Source organism: Aeromicrobium sp. REDSEA-S32_B7 (genome assembly GCF_001626145.1).
Classification (GTDB): domain Bacteria; phylum Actinomycetota; class Actinomycetes; order Propionibacteriales; family Nocardioidaceae; genus Aeromicrobium; species Aeromicrobium erythreum.
On the sequence record NZ_LUNF01000319.1, the window covers coordinates 1 to 10,034 of the forward strand.

A 10,034-nucleotide genomic window follows, 5' to 3' on the forward strand; every position below is an offset into this window, starting at 1 on the left:
GCGCTAGGCCGTGCGCGGCGACGGCCGCCTGCACGAGCGGACGCGGGTCGGTGGCGACCGCCCACCCGCACACCGCGACCAGTGCCGCGTAGAGGGGAACGACGAGCAGCACGATCCGCCGCGAGTGCGCGTCGTGCGCCAGTGTGAACTGGTCGGCGCCCACCGACGCGAGCGCCGGGTAGACCACCACCGACACGGTCAGCTGGAAGGCCGCGTGCGCGGCCCCCACGACGGCCAGGGCGACGACGGCGTCGGGCACGGGTCCTCCAGAGGTCTCGACCCGACGCTAGCCAGGCTCGCCCCGGCGCGCTCGACGAGCGACCTCAGACCTGCGCGGACGCGCGCCGTGCGAGCAGCTGCTCCACCAGGATGTCGCCGTGCCCGGCGTGGCGGGCGAGCTCGGCGATCATGTGGCCGTAGACGTAGCGCAGCGAGACGGGTCCGTCGTACCACGGCCAGGTCTCGTCGAGGTCGTGGGCGGCGGCGACGGCGCGGGAGATGTCGCACGCCTCGTCGAAGTCGGCGCGGACCGATGCGACCGTGTCGTCGTCGGTCAGCACGAAGCTGTCGGCCGGTGCGGCGGGGAGGCCGAGACGCTCGCGCGGGACGCCCGCCACCCGGGAGTGGAACCAGACGCGCTCGACGAACACCGCGTGCTTGACGAGCCCGAGCACCGTGGTCGCCGACGGCACCAGCCGGGTGCGCGCCTCGGTGTCGTCGACCTCGTCGAGCAGCAGCGCGACCTCCGCCCGCTGCACGTCGAGCAGCCCCTCAAGCACGGAACGTTCGTCGGCGGTGTGCAGGCTCATGGCGTCACGGTACGACCGGCGAGGGCTCGACGACCAGGTGCGAGGATGGTCGACGCCATGACGACCGCACCCTCCACCGTCCCCGTCCTCATCCACACCGACGGCGGCTGCAAGCCGAACCCCGGTCCCGGCGGCTGGGGTGCCGTGCTGCGCTACGGCTCGCACGTGCGGGAGATGTGCGGTGGCGAGCGCGAGAGCACGACCAACAACCGCATGGAGCTGATGGCACCGATCATGGCGCTGGAGACGCTCAACCGACCCTCCACGGTGCACCTGTTCACCGACAGCGCCTACGTGCGGGGCGGCATCACGTCGTGGATGACGGGCTGGGAGCGCAACGGGTGGCGCACGTCTACGAAGCAGCCGGTCAAGAACGTCGACCTCTGGAAGCGGCTCAAGCAGGCCTGCGAGCGGCACGAGGTGGAGTGGTTCTGGGTCAAGGGGCACTCGGGCGTGCCCGACAACGAGCTGGCCGACCAGCTCGCGACGCGCGGCCTGCGCGAGGCCATGCGCGTCTGAGGAGGGGCTGCGTCAGCGGCGACGGCCGTTGGCGCGCAGCGCGTCCAACGCCTGCGCACCGACGAACACGTAGAAACCGAGCGTGCTGGCGACGATCGTGCGGGCGGTGGTCATGACTCGACGGTAGGCCGGTTTCGTGACGTGCGCCTCTCGAGCGCCTCGCGACGGGTGGAGCACCCCACGCGACGAGCCCTGCGTCGAGGGCCTCAGTCGTCCTCGGGCGGCCGGGTGAGCCGGATCGAGCGAGGGGATCCGTCGGGGTTGCGCCGCACCTGGCCGTGCCGCAGCTCGTCGTCCTCGTCGGGGGAAGGCATCACGTGGGCAGCACGCTTCTGACGTTCGAGCTCCTCGGCGGCGTCGGCGCGCGACGGGCTGAAGAAGTTGTCCATGACGCCCATGCCGTTGCCCATGGTGCCGAGACCGTCGCGACCGCCGGGCTGGTCGAGGGAGCGCTGGAACAGCCACAGCGCCACGACGAGCGCGACCAGCACGCCCACCCCGAACAGCACGACGCCGACCCACTCCATGGCGCGAGCCTACGCGGGGCCGGCGACCGCGGCAGGCGTGCCGACGGTCACGACGTCGCGCGACGTCGGCCGGCGGGCTCCTGGCCGAGCTCCTCGGTGGTCGCCATCTCCCCGAGGGGTCGCGAGTAGGCGGAGATGAGCAGCAGCACCGTCATGGCCGAGCCGGCGTAGGCGAAGACGAGCGTGTAGACGCTCGAGGCGATGTGGTCGCGGCCGATCCGCATGGCCGACATGAACAGCTCCCGGGCGCGGGCGGTGGGCTGCAGGGCCCGCATCTCCCACACCGCGCTCGCCTGGGTGACGGTCACGTCGTTCAGGACGCCGAGCCCGGCGATCACCATGGTCGCGGCCACGACGCCGGACATGGAGAGGGTCGGCACGGTGGCCACGAGCGTGCGGTCGTCCTCGGAGCCGATGCCCGTGAGGCTCGCCCAGTCGGTCGCGAGCGCCCCCATCAGGGCGGTGCCGATGATGCCGAAGTAGGTGCCGAAGAGCGCGCTGGTCGTGCGGATGCTCACGCCATGGGCCAGGTAGAGCACGACCGTCATGATCACCGTCGAGCCGACGATGGCCACCGGGAGGGCCGACTTCCCCGCGAGCAGGGCGGGCAGGATGAACTGCATCAGCGCGACCAGCGTGACGCCGATGCCGACGAGCGCGAAGAGGCCGCGCCACCGCGCGACGGCCACCACGAGGACCGCGAACGCGATCGCCAGCGCCTGCAGCGGGAAGGTGCGCTGGAAGTCGTAGAACTCGAACGTCGCCGGCTGGCCCTGGGGTGCGATGCGCAGCACCTCGATCTCGTCGCCCGTGTCGATCCCGGCCTGGTAGCGCGCGGAGTCGAGGGTGAACGTGGCGTCGCCGTCGTCGGTCTCGGCGGTCACCTTGGCGCAGTCGCCGTCGACGGTGGGCTGGTTGTCCGGCCCCACGCCGCCGGACCCGCAGTCGAACGGCTTGACCGCGGTGACGGTGCCGTCGAGCAGGGTCACGCCCTCGCCGCTGAGGGGGTTGGGTGCCTTGGGCACCTGCGACGACGACGGCCAGAGCACGACCATCGCGACGATCGCGGCCACCGAGATGGCGCCGACCACGACGGCGAGCGTCGCGGCGAGGCCCTGACGGGGCGGTCCGACGTCGAGGTCGTCGTGGGAGTGTGCGTGTCCGTGAGCCACGGGGGATAGCGTGCCACGATGACCCACGTGGACGACGCACCAGACGCCGACGGCCCCGACGTCGAGCACCTCCCGGGCGCGGTCGGGGGCGCGCTGCGCATCGGCCGGACGGTCCGCAGGCCGACGGGTCCGTGGACGCCGGCCGTGCACCGCCTGCTCGCCTTCCTCGCCGACGAGGGCCTCGGCGGCGTGCCGAGGGTCGAGGGTCTCGACGACCAGGGCCGAGAGGTCCTGAGCTACGTCGAGGGTCGCGGCGTGCCGGTCGACGACGAGGTCGTGCTCGACACCGTGCTCGTCGAGGCGGTCACCTGGCTGCGCGGGTACCACGACGTCGTCGAGGGCTTCCGGCCCGAGGAGCCGTTGCGCTGGCGGGGGACGGGGGAGGAGCCGGTGACGCTCGCGCCCGACCAGGTCGTCTGCCACCACGACCCCGGCGCCTACAACTGGATCGTCCAGAGCGGCCACTTCGTGGCGATGATCGACTGGGACATGGCCGGGCCTGGGCGGGCCATCGACGACCTCGCGTTCCTCGCCTGGACGGGCATCCCGCTCTACCGCGACATCGGCGTGGAGGAGACCGCCCGCCGTCTCGACCTCGTCGTGGAGGCCTACGGCGAGTGGGGTCCGATGACGTTGCTGGACGCGGTCGTCGAGCGCATGACGACGGCGAGCGAGCGGATCGCGGCCGGCATCGCCCGCGGCGACGCGGGCATCGCGAACCTGCAGAAGGTGGGCGAGCCGCAGCGCACCCGCGACCGCGTCGCCGCCTTCCGGGAGCGCGTCCCGGCCATCCTCGACGCCCTGCCGTAGCCGTCCGTCCGGCACGCGACGCGGAGGGTGGGAAAGTGACGTGCATCACTCTAGGGTGAGGCATGGACTCCGCACTCTCCACGGTCGGCCTACCCGTCGCCCTCGGCATCATCATGCTGGGGCTCGGCCTCTCGCTCACGCCCGAGGACTTCCGTCGGGTCGGGCGCCACCCGAAGGCGGTGGTGGTCGCGCTGGCGTGCCAGCTGCTCCTCCTGCCGCTGCTCTGCTTCGGCCTCGTCACCGCCTTCGACCTCGACCCCCTGCTCGCCGTGGGCATGCTGCTGCTGGCGGCGTCGCCCGGCGGGACGTCGGCGAACCTCTACAGCCACCTCTTCCGGGGCGACGTCGCGCTCAACGTGTCGCTGACGGCGATCAACTCCGTCGTCGCGATCGGCACGCTGCCGCTCATCACCAACCTCGCGATCGAGCACTACGGCCTCGACGACGAGGTCTCGCTGCAGTTCCGGAAGGTCGTCGAGGTCTTCGTGGTCGTCCTGGCGCCCGTGCTGCTCGGCATGCTGGTGCGGCGCCGGCGGCCGGAGCTCGCGGCCCGTGCCGACCGTCCGGTGCGCACCGCGTCGGCCGTCATCCTGCTCGTGCTCGTCCTCGGGATCCTCGCGAGCACCGGCTCCGACGCGGGCGACTACCTGCGCCAGGTCGGGCTCCCCGCCGCGCTGTTCTGCGTGGTGAGCCTCGTGGTCGGGTTCGCGGTGCCCCGCCTCGTCGGGCTCGGCCCGGCGCAGGCGGTGGCCAGCTCGTTCGAGATCGGCGTGCACAACGCGACGCTGGCCATCTACGTCGCGGTCGAGGTGCTCGGCGAGACGGCGATCTCGGTGCCCGGCGCGGTCTACGGCGTGCTGATGTTCCCGCTCGCGGCGCTGTGGGGCGTGCTGCTCACCCGGCGGCTGCTGCCCGCGCCGGCACGCCACGGCGCGGGAGCCCGAACGTCGTGAACGTGCCGGGCGACCACAGCACCGACGCCGGCGCCGTGCCTGCCAGGCCGGGGAAGCCGGCGGCCTCCAGCAGCGTGTCGTCGAGCGAGGTCAGCTCGGCGCGGTGCAGCGGCCAGGCGGTGTGCGTGTTCGGCACCCACCACGTGCGTCCGAGCACCCGGGTGTGCAGCCCGAAGCGAGCCGTGACGAAGTGCTCGAGCTCGCTCGGCTCCTCCAGGCGTTCGCCGGGCCGCACCTCGATCCGACCGCCCGCGCCCCGTGGTCCGGGCCAGCGTCGCGACGTCGTGTAGCGGTGCACACCGTCGTGCTCCTCGACCCGCATCCGCGCCCAGGTGTACGGCGTGCCGAAGACGAGCCGGGCGAGTGCCGACACGACGAGCCGGGCCGACTCCAGCGACAGGAACACGACGCCGTGACGTCCGGTGTCGTCCACCGAGTACAGACGCACGTTCGTCTCGTGGAACGTGCCCAGCCACGGGACCGCCGGCCCGCGCCCGAAGCCCGCGTGCTGCATCCGGAACGGGATCAGGCCCACGTACGACCGACCGTCGAGCACGTCGGGCCGGACCCCTGCCGGCATGAACGGCGCGACGACGTCGGGGTCGACGGCCCAGTGGACGAAGGCGATGTCCGCCCACGTCTGTCGCATGAGCCGGGGTCCGTGCAGGGCAGGTCCGTCGGGGTCCACGGGTCCAGTGTCAGGCCAGCGGGACCACCTCGCCGGGTGAGGGAAGCTCCACGCGACGGTCGAGGCCGAGGTCGTCGAGGAACCGCTCGTCGTGGCTCACCACCAGCAGGGCGCCCTCGTAGCCGCGCAGCGCGTCGACCAGGTGCCCGACGCTGACCAGGTCGAGGTCGTTGGTGGGCTCGTCGAGCAGCAGGAGCTGCGGCGCGGGCTCCGCCAGCAGCACGCACGCCAGGGCAGCCCGCAGGCGTTCGCCACCGGACAGCGTGGCGACGACACGGTCGGCGTCGCGTCCACGGAACAGCAGCCGAGCGAGCTGGGCGCGGACCGTCTGGGGCGGGACGTCGGGTGCTGCCTGCCGGACGTTGTCGACCACGCTGGCCTGCTCGTCGGGGAGCGCCGGGCGCTGCGCGAGGTGCCCCACGGGCACGCCGACGCGGACGCTGCCGGCCTTCGGGGCGAGCTCGCCGAGCAGCACCTGCAGCAGCGTCGACTTGCCGCTGCCGTTCGGGCCCACGAGGGCCACCCGCTCCGGACCTCGGAGATGCAGGTCGAGCGCCGTGCCGACGCGCGGCAGCACGAGGCCGTCCGCGACCACCACGTCGCGACTCCGGGGGACCGCGGTGGCGGGCAGCTCGAGTCGCACCTCGCGGTCGTCCCGGACCCTCTCCTGCGCGGCGTCGAGCCGCGCTCTCGCCTGCTCGACGTGGTCCTCGTGCGCGCCGCGGAGGCGTCCCGCCGAGACCTGGGCCTGCATCCGTCGACCGTGCGCGATGATCTTCGGCACCCGCTTCTCGGCCTCGGCCTTGGCGGCGGTGCGCAAGCGGCGGTCCAGCTTGGTGCGGGCCTCCACGAGCTCGCGTTGCTGACGTCGGACGTCGACCCGCGCGTCTCGGACCGCGCGTTCAGCGGCGTCCTGCTCGGCCGCGAGCACGTCCTCGTAGACGGAGAACCCGCCGGTGACCGTACGGACGGTGCCGGCGTGCACCTCCACGATGCTGTCGACGTGCTCGAGGAACTCGCGGTCGTGGCTCGCCACGAGGGCCACGCCACCGAATCCGTGCAGCGCCTCGGCCAGGTGTGCACGGGCGCGACGATCGAGATTGTTCGTCGGCTCGTCGAGCAGGAGCACGTCCGGGCGGCGCAGGAGCCGAGCGGCCAGCGCCAGCAGCACCAGCTCGCCGCCCGAGAGGCTCGCGGCGTCGCGGTCGAGCCCGACCCGGGGGAGCCCGAGCCGGTCGAGCCAGGCGCGCGCCCGCTCCTCGACGTCCCAGTCGTCGCCGACGGCGTCGAAGTCGCGGGGGTCGGTGCTCCCAGCCTCGACGGCTCGCAGGGCCGTGAGGGTGTCGGCGACGTCGAGCACGTGCGCGACGCTGAGTCCGCGTACCGAGGGCACGGGGTCCTGCGGCAACAGCTCGACGGTGCCGCCGACCGCGACGACCCCCTCGGTGGGCGTCAGGTCGCCGGTGAGCAGCCGGAGCAGGGTCGACTTGCCGCTTCCGTTCGTGCCGACGAGGCCGTGGACGCCGGGTCCGAGGTCGAGGTCGACGTGGGCGAGCACGGTGGTGCCGTCGGGCCAGGTGTGGGTGAGGTGGTGCAGGGACAGGGTCGCGGACATGGGGCCTCCGGGGAGATCGCGGGCGGGCGGGGCTGCGTGAGCCGCGCGGGCGCGCGTCGTCAGGAGGTCACGACGGAAGGTCCTCGCAGGGACCGGGTGCTGCCGTGAAGGAGGTCGACGAGACGCGCTGACGTCGAAGGACGTGCGCTGGGCTCGGACCTCAGAGCTTCACGGTGGCGGATCACCTCGCGGGTAGGGGACCTCCAGGCTACTACCGTGCAGCCATGACCGCCAAGGCCTCCGACGTCCCCAGCACTGCCGCCCGCCTCGCGCTGGAGCCGCACCCGGAGGGCGGGTGGTACCGCCAGACGTGGCGCTCGCCGGTCGACGTGACGCTGCCCGATGGGCGCGTGAGACCCACCGCGACCCTGATCTGGTTCCTCCTGCCGGCCGGCGACTCCTCCGCCTGGCACCGGGTCGCGTCGGACGAGCTGTGGCTGGCCCACACGGGCGCGGTCGCCCTGGAGCTGGGCGGCTCCGGAGCCGTGCCGGAGGCCGTCGAGCGGCATGTGGTCGGGGTCGGCGCCACGCAGGTGTCGCAGCTGCTCGTGCCGGCGGGCGTCTGGCAGCGGACGCTTCCGGGCGAGCAGGAGGCGCTGGTGAGCTGCGTGGTCTCGCCCGGCTTCGACTTCGACGACTTCGCCCTGCACGAGGGCTGACCCGACGTCCTACGATCGGGGGCCATGGACGAGATCTGGTTCGACGAGCGCGACGACGCCGCGGAGCTCGTGAAGGCCCTCGAGGCCGAGGGCTACACGGTGACCGCCCGGGCCGAGGGCTTCGCGGGCGAGGACGACTCCGAGGACCGCGCCTGGGCGGTCGTCGTGGAGCCGTTCGACAAGCGCGTCGTCGACATGGTCGACGTGTACGGCGGCTGGCTCCCGGGCGACCCGCGTCGCGCCGACACCGCCCCGCCCGCGGTCCCCGACCTCCCCACCGCTCCCAAGCGCCTCAAGCGCGAGCAGTAGGACCGGCCCTTGCGTTCTGTGGACCTTCTGACGATCACCGCGGCGAGGACCGTCATCAGGTCCGCAGGACGCGTCAGGCGTCGAGGTGGGTGCGCAGGAAGTCGACCTGGAGCAGCTTGAGGTTCTCCGCGACGACCTCCTGCGGGGTCATGTGGGTGACGCCCGACAGCGGCAGCACCGTGTGCGCCCGGCCTGCGGCCAGCAGCGCCGAGGAGAGCCGCAGGGTGTGCGCGGCGACCACGTTGTCGTCGGCCAGCCCGTGGATGAGCATGAGCGGTCGCTCGAGCCGCTCGGCGAGGGGCAGCAGCGAGTTGCGGTCGTAGACGTCGGGCTGCTCGTCGGGGTGGCCCAGGTAGCGCTCGGTGTAGCAGGTGTCGTAGAGCCGCCACTCGGTCACGGGCGCGCCGGCGACGGCCGCGTGGAACACGTCGGGCCGGGCGAGCACCGCGAGCGCCGACAGGTAGCCGCCGTACGACCAGCCCGTGATGCCCACGCGCGAGGTGTCGACGTCGTCGGGCCAGCGCTCGGCGACGCCGGCGAGGGCGTCGACCTGGTCGTCGAGCGTCACCGTGGCGAAGGAGTCGAGCACCTCGCGCTCCCACGCCTTGCCGCGCCCGGGCGTGCCGCGACCGTCGGCGACGACGACGCAGAAGCCCTGGTCGGCCAGCCACTGGGCCTCGAGGAACATACGGGCCGACGCGAGCACGCGCTGGGCGTGCGGTCCGCCGTAGGGGTCCATGAGGACGGGCAGGCGACGCGACCCCGGCACGTGGTCGCGCGGGAACAGGACGGCGGCGCGCAGCTGCCGGGCGCCGACCGACACCATCGTCACCGCGGGGTCGAAGGGAGCGGGCTCGGCCACGACGCGCAGCTGCGACACGGCGTCGGAGCCGTCGCGGTGCACCGTGAACGTCGTGCCCACCGTGTCGAGCGCCGACCGGCTCACCACCGTGGTGCCACCGCCGACCGCGGCCCCGTGCACGGCCTGGCCCGACGTCAGCGGCTCGACGGAGCCGTCGAGGCCGACGCGCACGACCTGCACCTCGGTGGGCTCCTGCGACGCGGTCACGACGACGGCGTCGGGGTGGGTGCTGACGATGCCGCGCACCTGCCAGCCCCGCGGGCCGACCGGGGTCCCGTCGACGACGACCTGGCGCGCCTCCTCCCCCGCCGCCCCTGTCACGTCCTCGACGGAGACCAGCCGGCCACCGGCCGCGTACCGCGGCGCGCTCAGCACCTCGACCCACGCCTCGTCGGTGAGGGTGCGGAGGGTGCGCGTCGAGCCGTCGGCGATGTCGACCGCGAGCACCCCCGCGGTGCGCTGGTCGCGGGTGAGGACCTGCAGCACGGGTGCGCCGTGCTCGGTCCAGGTGACCGAGGCCAGGTACTCGAACCGCTCGTGGTCCCATCCGACCTCCGTGCGCTGACCGTCGAGCGTGACGTGCCAGAGGGTGACGTCGCTGTTGGCGGTGCCGGCGGCCGGGTAGCGCTGCTCGACCGGCGCGCGGTCGGGGTGCTCGGGGTCGGCCACGTGCCAGGTCGCGACCGGGGCGTCGTCGTACCGCTCGACGAGCAGCGACTCGCCGTCCGGCGCCCACCAGAACCCGCGGAAGCGGCCCATCTCCTCGGCGGCGATGAACTCGGCCTGCCCCCACACCTGCGTCGGGGTGTCCGGCGTGGCCAGGGCCGTGTCGGCCGGCTCGGTGCTCGACGCGCCTCCCGGCAGGTCGACGACGCGCAGTGCTCCGTCGGCCGCGTAGGCCACGCGTCGACCGGTCGGGTCGACCCGCGGGTCGATCACGCCGTCGACAGTCGGCAGCTCGTGCACCTCGCCGGACGCCAGCTCGACCGCCCAGGCGCGACCCGAGAGCGCGAACGACGCCCAGCGTCCCGCCGTGTCGGTCGCGTACCCGACGACGCCCGCACCCTGCTCGCGCGAGCGCTCCCGCCGGGCCCGCTCCGCCGCCGACAGC

The 10,034-nt window shown here is 73.5% G+C and carries 11 protein-coding genes and 1 pseudogene; 5 read left to right on the forward strand and 7 right to left on the reverse strand.

Translation table 11 applies throughout. The features are described from left to right. Together A6Q79_RS18040 and A6Q79_RS18045 are read right to left on the reverse strand one after the other, a co-directional pair. Nucleotides 1-259 (reverse strand): annotated as a pseudogene (locus A6Q79_RS18040) (hypothetical protein); the annotation flags it as partial. Nucleotides 260-323: 64 nt separating this feature from the next. Beyond that, on the reverse strand, nt 324-809 hold the full coding sequence (locus A6Q79_RS18045; RefSeq protein WP_286690114.1) for a DinB family protein: 486 nt from the start codon (nt 807-809) through the stop codon (nt 324-326). A gap of 57 nt (nt 810-866) precedes the next feature. Here A6Q79_RS18045 and rnhA point away from each other — a divergent pair, with 57 nt between their 5' ends. Continuing rightward, nucleotides 867-1,328 carry a ribonuclease HI gene (rnhA, locus tag A6Q79_RS18050; RefSeq protein ID WP_286690115.1) on the forward strand — a complete coding sequence of 154 codons (462 nt, stop codon included), beginning with the start codon at nt 867-869 and terminating at the stop codon, nt 1,326-1,328. Between the two features lie 206 nt (nt 1,329-1,534). On the opposite strand, the gene A6Q79_RS18055 is transcribed toward rnhA, so the two are convergent. Both A6Q79_RS18055 and A6Q79_RS18060 read right to left on the reverse strand, forming a co-directional pair. Continuing rightward, complete coding sequence (locus A6Q79_RS18055; RefSeq protein WP_286690116.1) at nt 1,535-1,855, reverse strand: hypothetical protein; 321 nt, start codon at nt 1,853-1,855, stop codon at nt 1,535-1,537. A 47-nt stretch (nt 1,856-1,902) separates the two neighbouring features. Beyond that, nucleotides 1,903-3,027, reverse strand: coding sequence for a YibE/F family protein (locus tag A6Q79_RS18060; RefSeq protein ID WP_317698913.1), 1,125 nt, complete (start codon nt 3,025-3,027; stop codon nt 1,903-1,905). Nucleotides 3,028-3,054: 27 nt separating this feature from the next. Here A6Q79_RS18060 and A6Q79_RS18065 point away from each other — a divergent pair, with 27 nt between their 5' ends. Beyond that, on the forward strand, nt 3,055-3,837 hold the full coding sequence (locus A6Q79_RS18065; RefSeq protein WP_286690117.1) for a phosphotransferase: 783 nt from the start codon (nt 3,055-3,057) through the stop codon (nt 3,835-3,837). Between the two features lie 62 nt (nt 3,838-3,899). Beyond that, a complete protein-coding gene (locus tag A6Q79_RS18070) occupies nt 3,900-4,790 on the forward strand; it encodes a bile acid:sodium symporter family protein (protein WP_286690118.1) in 891 nt (296 codons plus the stop codon). Here A6Q79_RS18070 and A6Q79_RS18075 read toward each other — a convergent pair. Together A6Q79_RS18075 and A6Q79_RS18080 are read right to left on the reverse strand one after the other, a co-directional pair. After that, a complete protein-coding gene (locus A6Q79_RS18075) occupies nt 4,732-5,478 on the reverse strand; it encodes a YqjF family protein (RefSeq protein WP_236749736.1) in 747 nt (248 codons plus the stop codon). The two genes, A6Q79_RS18070 and A6Q79_RS18075, sit on opposite strands and share 59 nt — an antisense overlap. Before the next feature lie 10 nt (nt 5,479-5,488). Next, nucleotides 5,489-7,093: an ABC-F family ATP-binding cassette domain-containing protein gene (locus A6Q79_RS18080; protein WP_286690119.1), complete on the reverse strand. Its 1,605-nt coding sequence runs from the start codon at nt 7,091-7,093 to the stop codon at nt 5,489-5,491. Between the two features lie 224 nt (nt 7,094-7,317). On the opposite strand from A6Q79_RS18080, the gene A6Q79_RS18085 reads away from it, so the two are divergent. Both A6Q79_RS18085 and A6Q79_RS18090 read left to right on the forward strand, forming a co-directional pair. Then, nucleotides 7,318-7,752, forward strand: coding sequence for a cupin domain-containing protein (locus A6Q79_RS18085; protein WP_286690120.1), 435 nt, complete (start codon nt 7,318-7,320; stop codon nt 7,750-7,752). A gap of 24 nt (nt 7,753-7,776) precedes the next feature. After that, nucleotides 7,777-8,061 (forward strand): hypothetical protein, encoded by a 285-nt coding sequence (locus tag A6Q79_RS18090; RefSeq protein ID WP_286690121.1) that lies wholly within the window; start codon nt 7,777-7,779, stop codon nt 8,059-8,061. A gap of 73 nt (nt 8,062-8,134) precedes the next feature. Here the strand turns inward: A6Q79_RS18090 and A6Q79_RS18095 are convergent. Then, nucleotides 8,135-10,034, reverse strand: a 1,900-nt coding sequence (locus A6Q79_RS18095) for a prolyl oligopeptidase family serine peptidase (RefSeq protein ID WP_317698914.1), incomplete at its 5' end; no start/stop codon positions are given.

Excerpts from the sequence above, each read along its gene's own strand:
- A6Q79_RS18070 (WP_286690118.1), top strand. The coding sequence starts at position 3,900 with ATGGACTCCGCACTCTCCACGGTCGGCCTACCCGTCGCCCTCGGCATC.
- A6Q79_RS18085 (WP_286690120.1), top strand. The coding sequence starts at position 7,318 with ATGACCGCCAAGGCCTCCGACGTCCCCAGCACTGCCGCCCGCCTCGCG.
- rnhA (WP_286690115.1), top strand. The coding sequence starts at position 867 with ATGACGACCGCACCCTCCACCGTCCCCGTCCTCATCCACACCGACGGC.
- A6Q79_RS18080 (WP_286690119.1), bottom strand. The coding sequence starts at position 7,093 with ATGTCCGCGACCCTGTCCCTGCACCACCTCACCCACACCTGGCCCGAC.
- A6Q79_RS18090 (WP_286690121.1), top strand. The coding sequence starts at position 7,777 with ATGGACGAGATCTGGTTCGACGAGCGCGACGACGCCGCGGAGCTCGTG.
- A6Q79_RS18055 (WP_286690116.1), bottom strand. The coding sequence starts at position 1,855 with ATGGAGTGGGTCGGCGTCGTGCTGTTCGGGGTGGGCGTGCTGGTCGCG.
- A6Q79_RS18045 (WP_286690114.1), bottom strand. The coding sequence starts at position 809 with ATGAGCCTGCACACCGCCGACGAACGTTCCGTGCTTGAGGGGCTGCTC.